The organism is Corynebacterium sp. HMSC035E02, from assembly GCF_001836065.1.
Lineage (GTDB): Bacteria > Actinomycetota > Actinomycetes > Mycobacteriales > Mycobacteriaceae > Corynebacterium > Corynebacterium hiratae.
In genome coordinates, this window is record NZ_KV827369.1 from 100,050 (window position 1) to 118,113 (window position 18,064).

18 protein-coding genes are annotated in these 18,064 nt (G+C 61.8%); 14 read left to right on the forward strand and 4 right to left on the reverse strand.

What is annotated here, in order from left to right:
• The first annotated feature begins 37 nt into the window (after positions 1-37).
• From hisF to pyk, 6 genes are all read left to right on the forward strand, one after another.
• A complete protein-coding gene (gene hisF, locus HMPREF2635_RS10055; protein WP_070512547.1) occupies positions 38-802 on the forward strand; it encodes an imidazole glycerol phosphate synthase subunit HisF in 765 nt (254 codons plus the stop codon).
• Positions 799-1,197 (forward strand): phosphoribosyl-AMP cyclohydrolase, encoded by a 399-nt coding sequence (hisI, locus tag HMPREF2635_RS10060; protein WP_070512551.1) that lies wholly within the window; start codon positions 799-801, stop codon positions 1,195-1,197. Before hisF ends, hisI begins: the two co-directional genes overlap by 4 nt.
• Positions 1,190-1,819 (forward strand): TIGR02234 family membrane protein, encoded by a 630-nt coding sequence (locus HMPREF2635_RS10065; RefSeq protein WP_070512554.1) that lies wholly within the window; start codon positions 1,190-1,192, stop codon positions 1,817-1,819. The genes hisI and HMPREF2635_RS10065 overlap by 8 nt, the downstream gene beginning before the upstream one ends.
• Positions 1,820-1,993: 174 nt before the next feature.
• A complete protein-coding gene (locus HMPREF2635_RS10070; RefSeq protein WP_070682071.1) occupies positions 1,994-2,821 on the forward strand; it encodes an indole-3-glycerol phosphate synthase TrpC in 828 nt (275 codons plus the stop codon).
• 41 nt (positions 2,822-2,862) lie between these two features.
• Entirely contained in the window at positions 2,863-3,783 is a 921-nt protein-coding gene (gene lgt, locus HMPREF2635_RS10075) for a prolipoprotein diacylglyceryl transferase (protein ID WP_070821691.1), read from the forward strand.
• Between the two features lie 300 nt (positions 3,784-4,083).
• Positions 4,084-5,505, forward strand: coding sequence for a pyruvate kinase (gene pyk / locus HMPREF2635_RS10080; RefSeq protein WP_070515803.1), 1,422 nt, complete (start codon positions 4,084-4,086; stop codon positions 5,503-5,505).
• A gap of 154 nt (positions 5,506-5,659) precedes the next feature.
• Here pyk and HMPREF2635_RS10085 read toward each other — a convergent pair whose 3' ends face one another.
• Both HMPREF2635_RS10085 and HMPREF2635_RS10090 read right to left on the reverse strand, forming a co-directional pair.
• Entirely contained in the window at positions 5,660-8,050 is a 2,391-nt protein-coding gene (locus tag HMPREF2635_RS10085) for a glycogen/starch/alpha-glucan phosphorylase (RefSeq protein WP_070821692.1), read from the reverse strand.
• 99 nt (positions 8,051-8,149) lie between these two features.
• Positions 8,150-9,358, reverse strand: a complete 1,209-nt coding sequence (locus HMPREF2635_RS10090; RefSeq protein ID WP_070821693.1) for an amidohydrolase — start codon at positions 9,356-9,358, stop codon at positions 8,150-8,152.
• Positions 9,359-9,394: 36 nt separating this feature from the next.
• On the opposite strand from HMPREF2635_RS10090, the gene HMPREF2635_RS10095 reads away from it, so the two are divergent.
• On the forward strand, positions 9,395-9,793 hold the full coding sequence (locus HMPREF2635_RS10095; RefSeq protein ID WP_046648013.1) for a hypothetical protein: 399 nt from the start codon (positions 9,395-9,397) through the stop codon (positions 9,791-9,793).
• Positions 9,794-9,806: 13 nt separating this feature from the next.
• Here HMPREF2635_RS10095 and HMPREF2635_RS10100 read toward each other — a convergent pair whose 3' ends face one another.
• On the reverse strand, positions 9,807-10,925 hold the full coding sequence (locus tag HMPREF2635_RS10100) for a glycerate kinase (protein ID WP_070821694.1): 1,119 nt from the start codon (positions 10,923-10,925) through the stop codon (positions 9,807-9,809).
• A gap of 171 nt (positions 10,926-11,096) precedes the next feature.
• Between HMPREF2635_RS10100 and gdhA the strand changes: the two genes are divergently transcribed.
• Entirely contained in the window at positions 11,097-12,443 is a 1,347-nt protein-coding gene (gdhA, locus tag HMPREF2635_RS10105) for an NADP-specific glutamate dehydrogenase (protein WP_070512568.1), read from the forward strand.
• A gap of 115 nt (positions 12,444-12,558) precedes the next feature.
• Positions 12,559-13,305: a DivIVA domain-containing protein gene (locus HMPREF2635_RS10110; protein ID WP_046648014.1), complete on the forward strand. Its 747-nt coding sequence runs from the start codon at positions 12,559-12,561 to the stop codon at positions 13,303-13,305.
• Here HMPREF2635_RS10110 and HMPREF2635_RS10115 read toward each other — a convergent pair.
• The gene (locus HMPREF2635_RS10115) at positions 13,244-13,885 is read right to left on the reverse strand and encodes a hypothetical protein (protein ID WP_230308876.1); all 642 of its coding nucleotides are present in this window, start codon (positions 13,883-13,885) and stop codon (positions 13,244-13,246) included. The two genes, HMPREF2635_RS10110 and HMPREF2635_RS10115, sit on opposite strands and share 62 nt — an antisense overlap.
• Before the next feature lie 133 nt (positions 13,886-14,018).
• Here HMPREF2635_RS10115 and HMPREF2635_RS10120 point away from each other — a divergent pair, with 133 nt between their 5' ends.
• Genes HMPREF2635_RS10120 through HMPREF2635_RS10140 form a run of 5 tightly spaced genes read left to right on the forward strand, consistent with a single transcriptional unit; the run spans position 14,019 to position 18,055 of the window.
• Positions 14,019-14,558, forward strand: coding sequence for a YceD family protein (locus HMPREF2635_RS10120; protein WP_046648015.1), 540 nt, complete (start codon positions 14,019-14,021; stop codon positions 14,556-14,558).
• The gene (rnc, locus tag HMPREF2635_RS10125) at positions 14,555-15,325 is read left to right on the forward strand and encodes a ribonuclease III (RefSeq protein ID WP_046648016.1); all 771 of its coding nucleotides are present in this window, start codon (positions 14,555-14,557) and stop codon (positions 15,323-15,325) included. The genes HMPREF2635_RS10120 and rnc overlap by 4 nt, the downstream gene beginning before the upstream one ends.
• A 14-nt stretch (positions 15,326-15,339) precedes the next feature.
• Positions 15,340-16,188, forward strand: coding sequence for a bifunctional DNA-formamidopyrimidine glycosylase/DNA-(apurinic or apyrimidinic site) lyase (mutM, locus tag HMPREF2635_RS10130; RefSeq protein WP_070821695.1), 849 nt, complete (start codon positions 15,340-15,342; stop codon positions 16,186-16,188).
• Positions 16,189-16,222: 34 nt separating this feature from the next.
• The gene (locus HMPREF2635_RS10135) at positions 16,223-17,749 is read left to right on the forward strand and encodes an alanine/glycine:cation symporter family protein (protein ID WP_046648018.1); all 1,527 of its coding nucleotides are present in this window, start codon (positions 16,223-16,225) and stop codon (positions 17,747-17,749) included.
• Positions 17,750-18,055 carry an acylphosphatase gene (locus tag HMPREF2635_RS10140; protein WP_046648019.1) on the forward strand — a complete coding sequence of 102 codons (306 nt, stop codon included), beginning with the start codon at positions 17,750-17,752 and terminating at the stop codon, positions 18,053-18,055.
• Positions 18,056-18,064: the final 9 nt, after the last annotated feature.

Here is an 18,064-nt window from a genome sequence, read left to right on the forward strand (position 1 = left end):
GTTTATCTCACCTTTAGCTATGAGGAGGATTGTCACCATGGCGCTTGCCGTGCGCGTGATCCCGTGTCTGGACGTTGATAATGGCCGCGTGGTCAAAGGCGTCAACTTTGAAAACCTGCGTGATGCCGGCGACCCAGTGGAGCTGGCCGCTCGCTATGGTCAGCTGGGCGCTGATGAGCTGACATTCTTGGATGTCTCCGCGTCCAAGGACGGCCGCGGCACCATGCTCGACGTCGTTCGCCGCACGGCGGATCAGGTGTTCATCCCACTAACCGTCGGCGGCGGCGTGCGGTCGGTGGAGGACGTTCGTGAGCTATTGCGGGCTGGTGCCGATAAGGTGTCCGTTAATTCTTCCGCCATTGCGCGCCCCGAGTTGTTGCGAGAGCTCGCGGATGTGTTTGGTTCTCAGTGCATCGTGTTGTCCGTCGATGCTCGCCGTGCGGCGGGCTTTCCCAGCAGATTTGAGGTCACCACGCATGGCGGCACACGCTCCGCGGGGATCGACGCTGTGGAATGGGCCAAGCGCGGCGAGGAATTGGGGGTCGGCGAGATTCTGCTGAACTCCATGGATGGTGACGGAACCAAGGCAGGCTTCGACCTCGAATTGATTGAGGCCGTGCGTGCAGCGGTTTCGGTGCCGATCATCGCCTCGGGTGGGGCCGGGAAGGCCGAGCACTTTCCACCGGCTATCGACGCTGGAGCGGATGCCGTGCTCGCGGCTAGTATCTTCCACTTCGGCGAGGTGGAGATTTCCGAGGTCAAGCAGGCATTAGCTGCTGCAGGAAAGGAGGTCCGTCAATGACAGAGGACAGCACTAACTCCGCCAGCACCACGAACGTCGGGGACTATGAGCTGAGCGACGACATTGCCCTGCAGCTCAAGCGCAATGAGGCGGGCCTAGTCCCGGCTATCGTGCAGTCGGAACGAGGTGAGGTACTCATGCTGGCGTGGATGGATGACCACGCGCTGGCTTACACGCTGGCGACGCGCCGCGGGACCTACTACTCACGCTCGCGTCAAGAGTATTGGATTAAAGGGCTGACGTCCGGCAATACCCAAGAGGTAGTGGGTGCGCGCCTAGATTGCGATGGTGACACCATTTTGCTCACCGTGCGTCAGCGCGGCGGGGCATGCCATACCGGCGACCGCACCTGTTTCGACGCTCGAAACCTCCTTGGGGAGGAAGATCATGGCTAAGCGCGGCGGACCCATACTGATGTTGGTCGGCGCCATCTTGTTGTGGCTATCCTCCCGCATGACGTGGGTGAAAGCGGCGGTCGAAGACGATAAGGCCGGATCGAGCGTGGTGGAGCTATCCGGCTCCTTATGGTCCCTTGAGCTCATCGCGCTGAGCGTGGTGGTCCTGGCCGGTGGCGTGGCTGCCTTCGCTCTCGGGCGGACTGGCCGGCGCATCGTCTCCGTCATCACCGCCCTCGCCGCTGCGGCTGCGGGATGGCGTCCGGTGGCGCTGTTGACCGCCGGCCCCGAGGCGGAGCGTGCCCAGGAGCTTCTGCAAGGCGGGACCAACGATACCTCTGTGGATACGACGACTATTTCCGATTGGGCCGTCGTCCTCACCGCGGACGCGTCGACTGCGGGCCCAGTTCTCGCTCTCGTCGGCGCCGCCCTGGCGCTCTTTGGGGCGGTGCTGGTGGCGAGCAACCCGGGTGCCGATAAACCCCGCACAGCCAAATACGAAACCCCGGCGGTACGGCAGGAGCGCCTGCAGGAAGAACTCGAAACCTCCCAAGATTCCGGCCGCGTGATGTGGGACGCGCTGGATGCTGATATTGATCCCACAGATCCCCGCTCCTCCTAAACACACGCGCCGCGACGGCGAGCATAGTGACGGAGAGCCTGGTGAGAAAGGCCCTGTTGCGGGGAACGGGTGCCCCGGATTTCTAGTTAGAGGTGAGGGCGCGCTAGCCTAAATGTGATCTCGAACGCCCCTGTTTCTTTCTTTGAGTCTCCTTCGGGGAAGGGAGGTGGAATCATGCCTACCCCGATCGCCGTCGATCATCTCGTGGCCGGAGTGCTGGCTGATGTAGCCGCGCGGGAGGCCCGTGTCCCGTTCAAGGAAATTAAAGCGAGGTCCCGCGACATGGACGCTCCGCGCGATGCCGCGAAAGCTCTGCTGCGCCCGGGATGCTCTATCATCACCGAAATCAAGCGCGCCGTGCCCTATGGCGGTGAAATTGCCCACTTGGATAGCCCGAAGTCGGTGGCAGAACTGGCACATAGCCTGGAGGAAGCAGGGGTTCATGTGATGGCCTGTCAGACAGATCGTCGCCGCTTCCACGGGTCACTCGAGGACATGCGGGTCGCCCGCGCGGCCGTCGACTTACCGATGCTGTGCCGCGACACCATCGTTGATCCCTATCAGATTCATGAGGCGCGTTGTTATGGGGCAGACGCGATTCCCTTGCAGGTGGAGCTGCTCAGCCAAGCTCGCCTCGAGTCACTTCTCGACCGCGTGGAATCCCTCGGGATGACCGCCATCCTGGAAGTCCGCACCTGTGCCGAGGTGGATCGCGTTATCAAGGCAGGGGGAACTGTCGTGGCGATCAACGCGTGGTCATTGGCCTCCGATGCTATTAATCGGGAGGCCTTTTCTGCTATTTCGCCCGGTCTTCCTGAGAGCATCACTCGCATCGCGGTGGGCGGTGTTAATAACCCGCGCAACGTGCTGTCTTATGCCTCGCAAGGTGCTGATGCCATCCTCGTCGGTGAGTCCATCATGGCTGCCCAGGACCCGATGACCTTGGCCCGTTCTTTGGTGGCCGCAGGCCAACATCCTGCGTGCCCTTCGCGTAGAAGCTAAGCGCGTTGTCGCGGCCGTCATTTTCAGGCACACTGTTTCCCGTGCAGATTTACAACCTCGCCAATATTCCTTCCCCGCCACAAGGCGTGTGGCATCTCGGCCCGGTCCCGATTCGTGCTTATGCCATGTGCATCATCGTCGGCATTCTCGTTGCGATGTGGATGACGCTGCGCCGCTATACCGCCCGTGGTGGCAACCCTGACGTGGTGTGGGATGCTGCCCTGGTGGTAATCCCGGCCGGCATCATTGGCGGGCGCCTCTATCACGTGATTACGGATTACGATAAGTACTTTTGCTCCACGTGTGATCCGATCGATGCAGTGAAAATCACTAACGGGGGGCTCGGTATATGGGGAGCGGTCGCGCTGGGTGCGGTGGCTCTGTGGATCATGTTCAAGCTTAAGGGTATTCCGTTGGGGCCCTTTGCTGATGCCGTAGCCCCAGGGCTTATCTTGGCCCAGGCCATCGGCCGCTTGGGCAATTGGTTTAACCAGGAACTGTATGGCCGTGAGACCACTGTCCCGTGGGCCCTCGACATCTACTACCGAGTTAATGAAAGCGGTGAGTATGCGCCCATCAGCGGCCGCTCGACTGGGGAAGTAGTGGCCTCTGTGCATCCGACCTTTCTCTATGAGCTTGTGTGGAACGTGGCGGTATGCGTGTTCCTGCTTTGGGCGCACAAGGCGTTCAAGCTTGGCCATGGTCGTGTCTTCGCGCTGTATGTTGCCGGGTACACCGCGGGCCGCTTCGTCGTGGAAAACATGCGTGCGGACGATGCCACGCACATCTTCGGCCTCCGGGTCAACGTCATCGTTTCCGTGGTCTGCTTTGTCGTGGCGCTTATCGTGTACTTACGGTTGCCGCGCGGGCAGGAGTCGCCGGAGGAAGTCGATCCCACCCGCGCCACGGAGACTGCGGTGGGCAGCGCTGCCGAGGGTAGCGCCGGTGAGTCTAAAGGGTGACGATGCGGGTAGTGCCCACCGGATATAGGCCCTGAGATTCTGTGGAGTAGCCGGGATCACACGTGGCTTTTGCGGTGCCTAACACGGCAACCTAAAGACCGGTGCGGCGGAACTGAAATGCCCGGATGTGCCCGGTTATTCCCGTTTGTAGCTGCAATACGGGCGTTGCGTTTTCCGCTTGGAATACCGGCGTTACGGGTCGAAAACCCGGCATGAGCTTCGTTCGTGGTGGCCGAGACCAGTAAACGGGGGTAGTTTAGGAACCGTTAGAAACTCCCGATGTGAATAAGGCACTCCATGTTGGATAGAAGAACCAAAATCGTTTGTACGTTGGGTCCTGCAGTCGCAAGCAAGGAAGGAATTCTTGGGCTTGTTGAAGCAGGCATGAACGTGGCGCGTCTGAACATGTCCCACGGCGAGCATGCGGACCACGAGGCGAACTACCGCTGGGTCCGCGAGGCCACCGATGAGACCGGCCACGCAGTCGGCGTCTTGGCGGACCTGCAAGGCCCGAAGATTCGCCTAGGCCGTTTCGTCAACGGTGAAGAGATGTGGAAGGACGGCGAAATCGTCCGCATCACCGTTGATGACGTCGAAGGCACGCACGACCGCGTGTCCACCACCTACAAGAACCTGGCACAGGACGCGAAGCCGGGTGACCGCCTGCTGATCGACGATGGCAAGGTCGCCGTCGTGTGCAAGGAAGTCGACGGCAACGACGTTGTCTGCGAGGTTACCGAGGGCGGACCGGTCTCGAATAACAAGGGCGTTTCCCTGCCGGGAATGGACATTTCTGTTCCGGCGCTGTCGGAAAAGGACATCGCGGATCTTCGCTTTGCCTTGAAGCTCGGCGTAGACATGGTCGCCTTGTCCTTCGTGCGCTCCCCGGCCGACGTGGACAAGGTCCACGAGATCATGGATGAGGAAGGTCGCCGCGTTCCTGTCATCGCCAAGCTCGAGAAGCCGGAGGCAGTCGACGCCCTCGAGTCCATTGTCTTGGCCTTCGACGCCATCATGATCGCCCGCGGTGACCTCGGCGTCGAGGTTCCGCTGGAACAGGTTCCGCTGTTCCAGAAGCGCGCTATCCAGATCGCTCGTGAGAATGCCAAGCCGGTGATCGTGGCAACGCAGATGCTCGATTCGATGATCTCCAACCTGCGCCCGACTCGTGCGGAGGCCTCTGACGTTGCCAACGCAGTGCTCGATGGCGCCGATGCGGTCATGCTCTCCGGTGAGACCTCCGTCGGCATTGACCCCCATAATGTTGTGCGCACGATGTCCCGGATCGTGATGAATGCTGAGCAGGGCGGCCAGGTTCCTCCGCTGACGCACGTCCCGCGCACCAAGCGCGGTGTTGTGTCCTACTCCGCGCGCGATATTGCTGAGCGCCTTAACGCGAAGGCTATCGTGGCCTTTACGACGTCCGGTGATACCGCCAAGCGCGTGGCTCGTCTGCACTCCCCGTTGCCGCTTTTGGCCTTTACCCCGCACCCGGCGGTGCGCTCGCAGCTGGCCTTGACGTGGGGCGCGGAGACGTTCCTGAGTGACGCGGTTGAGTCCACCGATGACATGATGGCAGCCATCGATGAGGCTCTGCTGGGGATGGACAAGTACAAGGAGGGCGACATGATCATCGTCATCGCCGGTACCCCTCCTGGAATCTCCGGTAACACGAATATGATTCAGGTCCACGAACTGGGGCAGACCCTGCGCGATAAGTAATACTGTCGCAGATAAGCAGACAGCGCCGCCTCACCCCGGTTGCTTCCTTGCCCACTAAGTGGAAGGAGGAACGGTGGTGAGGCGGCGCTTTGTCTGTGAGGAAAGCCCGTCTAGGGGTTAATAGGCAATAGTGAGTCTATTAACCCCTTTTTGTCTAGACGTTGGAAATGGGGGTCGGGGCCAGCTTCCACACCTCGTTGGCGTAGTCAGCGATGGTGCGGTCGGAAGAGAAGCGGCCGGAGTAGCAGATGTTGAGCCAGGCCTTCTTGGCCCATGCCATTTCGTCGGCGTCATAGTCGTCAGCCATGCGGTCACGGGTCTCGCGGTAGTCCGCGAAATCTCCGAGGACGTAGTAGGTGTCCTGAGCGTGCTCGCCAAAGCCGTCGAGCAGCGAGGAGCGCAGATCCCCAAACATACCGGCATTCTCAGAGCCCAACGTGCCATCGGTAAAGGCATCGAGGACGCGGGACAGGCCCGGAACCGTGTTGTAGAGCTCGCCCGGGTTGTACTCGGCGCGAAGCTGCGGGATCTCCTCGTTGCGGGCGCCGAAGATGTAGGCATTCTCTTCGCCCACTGCCTCGACGATCTCGACGTTGGCGCCATCCATCGTGCCCAGGGTCAGTGCACCGTTCATCATGAACTTCATGTTGGAGGTGCCGGAGGCCTCCTTGCCGGCCACGGAGATCTGCTCGGAGACATCGGCGGCAGGGATGATGTGCTCGGCAGGGGAGACGTTGTAGTTCTCCACAAAGACCACGTTGAGCACGTCCTTGGTGGCGGGGTCGTTGTTGACCAAGTCACCGATGGTGTTGATGAGCTTGATGATGGCCTTTGCACGAACGTAGCCCGGGGCGGCCTTCGCGCCGAAAATGAAGGTGCGCTTCGGAACGGTTTCGCCGTCGACCTTGATACGGAAGTACAGGTCCAGAATGTACAGAGCGTTCATCAGCTGGCGCTTGTACTCGTGCAGGCGCTTGATCTGGACGTCGAAGATCGAATCCGGATCCACCGTGGCGCCTTGGTGTGCCTCGATCCATGCGGCAAAGTCCTGCTTGTTGGCGCGCTTGATGTTGATGAGCTGGCGCAGCACCTTCTCATCCTCGGCCAAGGAATCCAGCTTGGCCAGCTCGGTCAGATCGGTGACCCAGGCATCGGAACCAGCCTGCTCAGTGAGCAGGTCGGACAGGCGCGGGTTGCACATGCGCAGCCAGCGACGCGGGGTGACGCCGTTGGTCTTGTTATTGAACTTCTCCGGCCACAGTTCGTACCACTCAGACAGAGTGTTCGCCTTGATGATTTCGGTGTGCAGCGCCGCCACGCCGTTAATGGAGTAAGCAGCGTAGCAGGCAATCCAGGCCATGTGGACGTGGCCATCGGACACCGGGGCCATGTAATCGATGCGGCCCTGGTCGAGGCCGCGCTGGGCCATGTCCTCGCGGAAACGGCGGTCAATCTCTTCCACGAGCTCCCAGATGCGCCAGAAGAGCTTCTGGAAGATGGAGATCTCCCAGCTTTCCAGGGCCTCCGCCAGCACCGTGTGGTTGGTGTAGGCAAAGGTCTCGGTGACGACCTTCCACGCCTCGTCCCAGCCCATTCCGTGTTCGTCGAGAAGCAGGCGGAGCAGCTCTGGGATGGCCAGTACGGGGTGGGTGTCATTGAGCTGGATGCAGTTGTACTCAGCGAAGCCGGTGAGATCCTCGCCGTGGTGCTCAATGTAATTGTCAATCATCTGCTGCAACGAGGCGGACACGAAGAAGTACTGCTGGCGAACTCGAAGGACCTTGCCTTCATAGGTGGTGTCGTTGGGGTAGAGGACACGGCAGATATCCATGACGCGCTCGCGCTCCACGATGGCCTCGGTGAAGCGCTGCGAGTTGAAGGCGTCATAGTCGAACTCATCGATGGGCTCGGACTTCCACAAGCGCAGCGTGCCCACGTTGTCGGTTCCATAGCCGGTAATTGGCATGTCATAGGGGATAGCGCGCACGTCCATGTCATCGAAATGCACTAGGCGCTGCTCGGAGGCGCGGCGAATGATGAAGTCATAACCATTCTCCATCCACGCATCCGGCTCTTCGCGCTGGAAGCCGTTGTCGAAGGACTGGCGGAACAGGCCGTAGCGGTAGAGCAGGCCGTAGCCGGTGACGGGGAAGTCTTGGGTGACAGCGGAGTCGAGGAAGCAGGCAGCCAAGCGGCCCAAACCGCCGTTTCCTAGTGCGGCATCGTGCTCGGCCTCGAGGACATCGGCCAACTCGTGGCCGGTGGCCTGGGTGGCGGCGCGGGCCTCGTCGACGAGGCCGATGTTGGTGAGATTGTTGAGCAGGGCTCGACCCTGCAGGAATTCAGCCGAGAAATAGTGCTGCTGGCGGGTGGCGGCGTAGGCGCTGCGGGTGGCTTCCCAGTTGTCCGCAATCTGCTCCATTACCGAGGAAGACAGGCCGGACCAGAACTTGCGGTCGGTGGCAGCGGTGGGGGAGACGCCGGCGGCGGCGCGGACGTGTCCGGGAACTGCGGTCTGAAAATCGGAGTGCTGGGGTTGACTCATGAGAATCCTTCACCTTAGGCATAAAAAATGCGGAAAAATACCAACTCCCAAGCTTAACCAGTTCCGTACTCACTCGCAGACCGCGCTGAGTACGGAAGACTAGTTCCCAAGGAAAGACAGCACGGCGGCAGCCCCAGCGCGGGTAGCTGAGCGCATGGTGGGCTCATAGTCCGGGAGGAACGTGGACTGATGGTTGACCGGCGGGTTGTCTAGGAGGTCTTCCGGCGTGGAACCGATGAACCAGAAGTAGTACGGCACGCCCCAGGCCTGCGGGAGGTAGCAGAAATCCTCGGACACGGTGGAGGGCGTGGCAGTGACGGAGAGATCACCGAAGACCGCGTCGAAGGCTGAGCGAACGGTCTCATGTGCGGCGGCGGCGTTGTCGGTGACTTCGCCGTGGGCGAAATACTCGAAGGTGGGTTCAGCGGGGCATCCCGATGCTTCACATTCAGCGCGCACCATGCGCTCGAGGGAAGCGTAGACGCGCTTGGCCAACTCCGGTTTGTAGTAGCGGGTGTTGAGGACCAGCTCCGCGCTTCCTGGAATGATGTTGTTCTTGTCGCCCGAGTGCAGCTCACCCACCGAGATGACGAAGAAGTCGTGGGGAGGTACTTCGCGGCCGACGATGGCTTGCAGGCGGGTCACCACCATGGCGGCCACGTAGGACGGATCGATGGCCTCATGCGGCATGGAGGCGTGCGCGGAGCGCCCCGTGATGCGGATGCGGAGGGAGTCGCAACCGGCCAGGATGGGGCCGGCGGTGGACTGCACTTGGCCGGCGGGGCCGGGCATGACGTGTTGTCCTAGGCAGACATCCGGGGTGGGGACTCGGTCGGTGAGTCCGTCAGCAATCATGTACTTGGCGCCCATGGATGATTCCTCCGCCGGCTGGAATAGTGCTAGGAAGGTGCCGCGCCAGGCCGCACGGTGGGCGTCGAGAATCGCGCACGCACCGAGCAGTGCGGTGGCGTGTACGTCGTGCCCGCACGCGTGCATTGCCCCGTTGGTGGCGGCGAAGGGCACGCCGGTTTCCTCGGCCACGGGGAGGGCATCAAAGTCTGCGCGCATCAGGGCGGTAGGGCCGTCGCCATTGCGGAAAATCGCGACGATGCCGTGGCCGCCGATGCCGGTGACGAGCTCGCAGTCGTAGTTCTCTAGTTGTTCGAGGATGCGCCCGGCGGTGCGTTCCTCTTCGTGGGACAGCTCCGGGTGGGCATGCAGATCTTCGTAGAAGGCGCGTTGCCAGCTGAGATCAACGGCGTCCTCCGAAAGGAGTGCGGTCAGCGTGGAAAGTGTGGGATCTGCCATAGTTACCGTCCTTGAAGTTTGGGTAGGGTTACCTACATGCCAATGATTCACTTTGATGTTCTGGTGCCGGATGCCCAAGCGGAGCGTGTGGCCGAAATCTTTAGCACTGCCACCCGTAAGTTGGTGGAAAACAACTCGCTGGCCTCTGCAGAGGTTACTCGTGTGCCTGAACCTGTATTCCCAGAGGGGTTGGAAGAACAGCTGCGCCAGACTTACCGTGAGGAACACGAAGAGCGGGACCTGGAGGGGGCAAACGTGTATCGCTACGCCATCGCCGTCGATGGCGTGACGGGGTCCGTTAACCAGCTGACGATGGTCCTCGCGCGCCTGCTGACCCCGCATGCGGTGCTACCGAAAGATCATGTGTTGCTGGAAGATGAGCTCGCCCACGAGCGCCCGGCTATCTTCCCGTGGGCGGTGCAGGTAGCCCCTTAGTCCCAAGAAAGCTCTAATTCTGCAGGAAGTTCAGCACAAGACGCTCGGCCGCGGCGCTAAGTTGCTCGGCCACGCTAGCGTGCGCGTCGCCGTCGAGCTCTTCGAGTAGCGCGCCCTGCGGTGCCGGGGCGGTAGCGGAGCCGGCGATGATGCCGAGAGTGGGCGGTCCAGTGAGCTCGGCCAGCGTGCCTACCACCTTTCCGGTGAGTGATTGTTCGTCGAAGCGGCCTTCGCCGGTCAGGACGAGGTCCGCCTCGGCGATGCGGGCGGGAAGATCGAGGGCCTCAGCTACATAGCGGCCGCCCGGCACGATGCGGCAGTGCTCCGAGGTGCCCCAGAGTGTGCGCGAAAGCCAGCTCAGGGCGATGGGGATACCGCCGGCGGCACCAAAGAACTCGGCCTCCGGATCGGTGTCCGTGACCTCACACAGCCGCAGCATCGCGCCGGCCAGGAGCGCGACCTGGTCGCCCTTGGCCCCCTTCTGCGGCCCATACATTGTTGCGGCCTGGACGGGCACGGCGCGGGTATCGGTGACCAAGGTGTAGTCCAGCATGGCCGCCTTCATGTTCAGTTGCGCCGTGTCGATATGGTCGAGGTTCACCAGCGGCGCACCCCCTTTGGGGAGGGCATAACCGCGAGCATCGTGTGCGGCGGCGCCGAGCGCGGCGAGGATGCCGAGCCCGCCGTCGATGCTGGCGCTGCCGCCGAGGCCGAGAACGATGTGCTTGGCGCCGCGCGATTCGGCATCGGCCACCAACACGCCCGTGCCATAGGAATCCGCATGGAGTGGATCGAGGGCGTCGGAAACAGCAGGCAGCCCAGTTGCGGCGGCGACGTCGATGAAGGCTGTATCGCCGACGAGCTGATAGCTGGCCTCGGTGAGGCGTCCAACAGCATCGGTAGTTGGCAGCGTAATGGTCTGGCCCGCAGTGCCGTGGCGAGCCACGGCGGCACTAGCGAGAACCTCCGCGGTTCCCTCGCCACCATCGGCCGTGGGAAGGGCATGTACCTTCGTCGTGTCGGCATACGGGGAGGAGCTCAGCGCGCGGCGCGCGCCGAGTGCAATGGCAGCAGCGGCTTCGGCGGCGGTGGCGGTGCCTTTAAAGGAATCGGGGGCAACAAGAATGCGCATGTTCACGAGTATATGGCAGAGATGTGAGAAAAAACTTTCGCGCTCTGACCAGCCTTTAAGGCGCGCCACAGTACGGATGTCTTGCAATTTAGGTCGATTGATAGAAAACTATCGCTTGTTCAATGGATGACGCACCGACCGTGAGGAACGGTGCCCAATGAAAGGATTGCCATGTCCATCGACCAGCAAATCTCCGACTATTACAGCAAGCTCCTCAAGCGTAATGCGGGCGAACCGGAATTCCACCAGGCGCTCGCTGAGGTTCTTGACTCCCTGAAGATCGTCCTCAACAAGGACCCGCACTATGCTGATTACGGCCTGGTCGAGCGTCTATGCGAACCCGAGCGCCAGCTCATCTTCCGCGTTCCATGGGTAGATGACAGCGGCCAGATTCAGGTTAACCGTGGCTTCCGCGTGCAGTTTAACTCCGCCCTCGGCCCCTACAAGGGCGGCCTGCGCTTCCACCCGAGTGTGAACTTGGGCATCATCAAGTTCCTCGGCTTCGAGCAGATTTTTAAGAACTCCCTGACCGGCCTGCCTATCGGTGGTGGCAAGGGCGGTTCCGACTTCGACCCGAAGGGTAAGTCCGATGCCGAGGTCATGCGCTTCTGCCAGTCCTTCATGACGGAGCTACACAACCACATCGGCGAATACCGCGATGTCCCGGCCGGCGATATCGGCGTGGGCGGCCGCGAAATCGGTTTCCTGTTCGGGCAGTACCGCCGGCTGGAAGGCAAGCATGAGTCTGGCGTTCTTACCGGCAAGGGTCTGTCCTGGGGTGGCTCCCTCGTGCGTACCGAGGCTACCGGTTACGGCCTGGTGTATCTGACCTCGGAAATGATGAAGACCCATGGTGAGTCCTTCGACGGTGCCAAGGTTATTGTCTCCGGCTCCGGCAACGTCGCCATCTACGCTGCTGAAAAGGTGCAACAGCTCGGCGGTACCGTCGTCGCGATGTCTGACTCCTCCGGCTACATCACCACCCCGAACGGTGTGGACCTGGAGCTGCTCAAGGAGATTAAAGAAGTCCGCCGCGAGCGCATTTCCACCTACGCCGGCGAAGCGGGTGCGGGCGTGGAGTACCACGAAGGCGGCAACGTATGGGAGGTGAGCGCCGACGTTGCCCTGCCGTGCGCTACCCAAAACGAACTTGACGGTGACGATGCCAAGCTTCTGGTGAAGAATCAGGTCCGCTATGTTGCCGAAGGCGCGAACATGCCCTGTACCCCGGAGGCAGCGCACTACTTTGTGGAAAGCGGCATCGCCTTCGCGCCGGGTAAGGCCGCGAATGCGGGCGGCGTGGCGACCTCCGCGCTAGAGATGCAGCAGAATGCGTCCCGTGACTCCTGGTCCTTCGAATACACCGACCAGCGCCTGCACGAGATCATGTCCAACATCTTCCGCAACATTGACAAGACCTCCAAGGAATATGGCTTGGAGGGCGACTACGTTGCCGGCGCCAACATCGCAGGCTTCAAGAAGGTGGCCGACGCCATGCTGGCACAGGGCGTTATCTAGCCCCGCTCCTGTCCTCTATTGCCAGGTTGAGCCTCCCCGCCTAGCGGGGAGGTTTTCGCCGTTTTGCCCGCGTGGGATACGTGGTGGTGCGCTCTTGCTTGGATAGTCTGGTGCCATGTACCGCGTATTTGAGTCCCTCGATGAACTTGTTCGCAACCTGGAACAGGCCTATGCCGTTCCCATGACCTCCAATTGCATGGTTCCGCGCCACGAGATGCTGGCGCTTCTCGACGATCTCCGCAACGCTCTCCCCGTTGAAATGGATGATGCCCAAGATGTTCTGGACAAGCAGGATGAGATCCTGCAGGGTGCCGAGGAACGCGCGAACCAAATCATCTCCGATGCCAACGCAGAAGCCGATGACACCGTTACCCGTGCGCGCGAGGACTCCGACGCCATGCTGGCTGACGCCCAGCACCGCGCCACCACCATGGTGGCCCAGGCAGAAGATGAGGCCACCAACCTCGTAGAAAACGCGCGCTCTGATGCCGAGCGCACCCGCGCCCAGGCAGATGAGGAGTACCAGCGCACCGTTGCTGCGGGCCAAGCTGAGCAGGACCGTTTGGTCTCTGAATCCGAAGTTGTGCGCCGCGCCGACGACGAAGCGCACCGCATCGTGGAATCCGCCCACTCCGAATCCAACCGACTGCGCACCGAGTGCGATGAATTCGTCGACGCCAAGCTGGCGGAATTCGAAACCACCTTGTCGGATCTCCTGCGCACCGTCAACAACGATCGCTCTGCCCTGCGGCGAGGCGCCGGTGTGCGCTCCCGCGGGGAGTCCCGCGGCGAGGGGCGCACTAGTGCGCGCGAACACCGCGAGCCGGGGCGCCGTGCACCCCGCGCGCCGCGCGACTACTAACGTGAACTAACGCGCGTGCCTCCTCCGCGCGGCGGATACGGGCGGCTTCCTTAGCTGACATGGTGCTCAGTGCTGCGGCAAGTCCGGCGGAGATGAGGCCTGGGAGTGCATAGAGCAGCCACATGATGCCGAAATTCGTGTCTACGGCGTGGGGTTCTGAGAGAGGGCCCCAGGCGGCGTCGGCAAGCATCAGCAACACATCCACCGCCCCGACGGTGAGCATCATCAATCCAATCCCCATGCTGGCGGCCGAAAAGGACTCCCGCGCGCCCCAGGCGATGAGCGCAGCAAAAAGCGAGAACAGCGCTGAAGAAATAATGACAATTGGCCCAAAGTGCAGGGGGAGAAGAGACACGGCGCCGACGATCACACCTGCGAGGGCACTGGCGAGAGCCACGCGGTGCAAGGAAAGGCCGGCATCGCCAAAGATGCTGGGGCGGTGTCGAGTGATGACGTGGCGGCATGCCACCCCGGCAACGGCCAGTGCTACGGCGGGGACAAGGCACTGCAGCGGAAAGCTGAGTGCGAGGTCGCGTGCCGTGGCGGCCAGAGGCGCCGTGCCCGTAGCGGTGTAGCTCATGGGCCTTTAGGCTAAAAGCCTGAAGCGGAAGAATCGAGGCTTTTGTGCAAGTGCTTAAGTGGCTATGACCCTGCGTTCAGGTCCTTGCCAGTCTAGGGCGCAGGGGGCAGCACAGGGTAAGCTGGTGGGCGCTATGAAATCACCATTGAAGTTCGACGTGACGGAATTGCTCCGCAGCCAAGGAACCGAGGCGCTGCCTGAGCACCGCGTGCAGACCGGACCCGCGCCAGAGCGCATCGGCGTGGAAATGATCGGCGTCCCGGAAGGCGCTGAAGTCACGGTGGAAGCCACCTTGACCCCGTTGGGCTCCGGCGTGTTGGTGGACGCTGATGTCACCGGCACCCTCAGCGGCGAATGCGCACGCTGCTTGGCTGAGCTACACCCAGAGATGGATCTCCACGTGTCCCAGGTGTTTTCCGCAGACGAATCCTTCGTCGGCGGGGATGAGATCGAGGAAGAGGATCGCGGTTCGGGCGATGAGGTACCCGAGATTCAGGACGGGATTCTTGACCTCCTGCAGACCGTGATCGATGAGGCAGGGTTGTCCCTTCCGTTTGCCCCAACGTGCGAAGGCGGCTGCGAGGTGGACGTGCCCGAAGGTGTGACCACGGGGGTATCCGGGGAAGAAGAACGCGTTGATCCGCGGTGGTCCGGGCTGGAGAAATTCCTATGAGCAAGAAGAAGAAACTGACCGGTGAGCAGGCCCTTGCCGCAGCATTCGCGGAGGTAGACCACGCCCCGTTGCTGAAAGCACTCGGCGTGGAGCTCAGCGATGAGCTGCTGTGTTTGGCGCTGACACACCGCTCCTTTGCTAATGAGAACGGGCACCTTCCCAACAATGAGCGCTTGGAGTTCCTGGGGGACGCGGTCTTGGGCTTGTCCGTCGCGGCCAAGCTCTACGACAAGTACCCCTCGCGCCCCGAGTCGGATATTTCCAAGATGCGCGCGTCCATCGTGTCGCGCTACGGGTTGTCTGACGTGGCCCGTGAGATTGGCGTGGGCGACCACGTCTTGTTGGGCAAAGGCGAGCAAGCCACTGGAGGACGCGACAAGGATTCCATCTTGGCCGATACCACCGAGGCCATCCTGGGCGCTATTTACCGTCAACATGGCTTCGAGGTCGCCCGCGGGGTGGTGCTGAAGCTGTTCGCCGCCAAGATCGACAACGCCGTGGTGTCCGGTCGGCACATGGACTGGAAGACGACCTTGCAGGAGCTGTGCGCTGAGTTGAAGGCCGCGATGCCGGTCTATTCAGCCACGTCGACGGGTCCTGAGCACGATCAAACCTTCAACGCCGTGGCCACCGTGGCCGGTTTGACCGTCGGCCGGGGGACGGGCCACAACAAGAAGCTCGCTGAGCAGCAGGCGGCGGAGGAAGCGTGCCAAACCTTGCGTGAGACGCCGTTGCTGGTGCAGGGCACCGCCGGCAAAGAAAGCTAAAACACGAGGACTCGATGCCAGAACTTCCCGAAGTTGAGTCCGTCCGCCGCGGGCTCGAGCCTTATGTTGTGGGGCGCTCCTTCGCAGCAGTAGAGGTTCTCCACCCGCGCGCTAACCGGGGCCAGGAAGTGCCGCTGTCCGCGCTGCTGGTGGGCAGGAAGATTGCCGCGGTGGCGCGCCGCGGCAAGTTCATGTGGCTGGAGTTCGCCGACGAGGACCACACTGACCCGGCACGCGATGTGCTCTTCATCCACCTCGGTATGTCGGGGCAGGTGCGGATCGGTGAGGTAGATTCGCCGCATGTGCGTATCGCCGCCGTGCTTGACGACGCCACCCGCCTCAGCTTCGTGGACCAGCGCACCTTCGGCTATTGGCGTCTCGGGCCATGGCTGACCATGGCGCATATCGCTCCCGATCCTCTCGAAGCAGACTTTGACCTTACAGCGGCAGGGCGGCGCCTGCGCGCGAAGCGCACCGCGGTCAAGGTAGCTCTGCTCGACCAAACGGTGCTCAGCGGGGTGGGCAATATCTATGCCGATGAGGCGTTGTGGGCGGCCCAGATTTCTCCGCTCAAGAAGGCTAGCGCCCTGCGGCAGCGCGATGCCGTCGCGGTGATATCCGCGGCCGGTGATGTCATGCGCGCGGCGCTCGCCGTTGGCGGAACCAGCTTTGACGCGTTGTACGTCAACGTCAACGGTGAATCCGGATATTTTGACCGTTCCTTACATGCCTATGGCAGGGGTGGCCAGCCCTGCGATCGCTGCGGTGAGGAAATCGTGAAAACCGTGCTTGGCGGGCGTGGGACCCACTACTGCCCGTCCTGTCAGCGCCGCGGAGAGGGGAGGCTGCCCGCGGCCAACTAGGACGATTCTGGTGTGAGTTATTAATGTGTAACGCATGCAAGAAATCTTCAGCACCGTGATCGGTGTCATTAACGACAGTCTGTGGTCTTATGTCCTGCCATGGCTGCTCATTGCCGCGGGCCTCTTCTTCGGCATCCGCACCGTCTTGGTGCAGATCCGTATGGTGCCGGACATGTTCAAGGCGGTCGTCGAAAAGCCCAAGGGCGTCGGCGCCGATGAGGATGCCGACTATGGCGGAATCTCCGCCTTCAAGGCATTCACCATTTCGGCAGCCTCCCGCGTGGGCACCGGCAACGTCGCGGGCGTGGCCGTGGCCATCTCCGTGGGCGGACCCGGTGCGGTGTTCTGGATGTGGCTCATCGCCATCCTTGGTGGTGCGACTGCATTCGTCGAGTCCACTTTGGCGCAGCTATGGAAGGTGCGCGAAGGGGATACCTACCGTGGTGGCCCCGCCTACTACATGTCCCGCGGCTTGGGCTGGAAGCCTCTGGCGACCATCTTCTCCGTCGCCATCGCCATTACTTTTGGCTGGTTCTACAACGCTTTCCAGACCAACGCTATCTCCGATTCCTTGGCGGCCTCCTTCGGGCAGGATTCCAGTGCTTTCAAGGCAGGCGTGGGCATCGCCGTCGTCGCAGTGTCCGGTCTCATCATCATCGGTGGCGTGCAGCGCATCGCCTCGATGACTCAGTTCATCGTGCCTTTCATGGCCGGTGCTTACCTCATCATGGGCATCATCGTGGTGGTCCTGAACTTTGACAAGGTGCCGGACATGCTTGCCTCCATCATTGGCTCTGCGTTCGGCTTCCGCGAGGCCGCCGGTGCGACCGTGGGCATGGCGATGCTCAAGGGTATCCAGCGTGGTTTGTTCTCCAACGAAGCGGGTGAAGGTTCTGCTCCAAACGCAGCAGCTACCGCGACGGTGTCCCACCCAGTCAAGCAGGGCCTCGTGCAGACCCTCGGCGTGTACTTCGACACCCTGGTGGTGTGTACGATTACCGCCTTCATCATCCTGCTGGGTACTGATTTCGAGCGTTTCGGTTCCGATGCGATTGAGGGTGTAACCCTGACCCAGAATGCGCTCTCCGGTGTGGTGGGTGAGTGGGGCATCCACTTTGTCACCTTCATCCTCTTCTTCCTCGCCTTCTCCTCGATTCTGGGCAACTACTACCTTGCCGAGTCCAACGTGGAGTACCTCTCTGAGAAGAAGTCGGTGCTGTGGATCTTCCGTCTCATCGTGTTGGCCTTCGTCTTCTACGGTGCAGTGGCCCCGCTGGGCACCGTGTTCGACCTGGCCGATACCGGCGCTGCCATCATGGTTCTGCTCAACGTGTGCGCCATCGTGCCGCTGTCGGGCGTGGCCATCAAGCTGTTGAAGAACTACAACGAACAGCGCCGCAAGGGCCTGGATCCCGTCTTCCACCGTGATATGCTGCCGGAACTGCAGAACGTCGAGTGCTGGGATGGCACGGATCCGGTAACCCGCCGCAGCGCGGAGGACCGCCGCCGTCTCAAGCACGAGCATGACTTGGGTGACCGCACGAACTTGAGGGAGTACTAGATGACGCAGCAGGCAGCGGCCACAGGGAATGAGCGGCTCACGGCTTTCGTCCATGGCCACGTCCAAGGCGTGGGCTTTCGCTGGTGGACGCGTTCCCGGGCACTCGAACTAGGGCTGGCAGGACACGCGACGAACCTGCAGGATGGCCGCGTCCAAGTGGTTGCTGAAGGGCCGCGTGCTGATTGCGAGAAGCTGCTGGCCTTGCTGCGTGAAGAACCGTCGACCACCCACCGCCCAGGCGTAGTGAACGCCGTGGTGGAGCAGTGGGCCGCACCGCGCGGTGAGTCGGGCTTCATCGAGCGCTAAACTAAACCG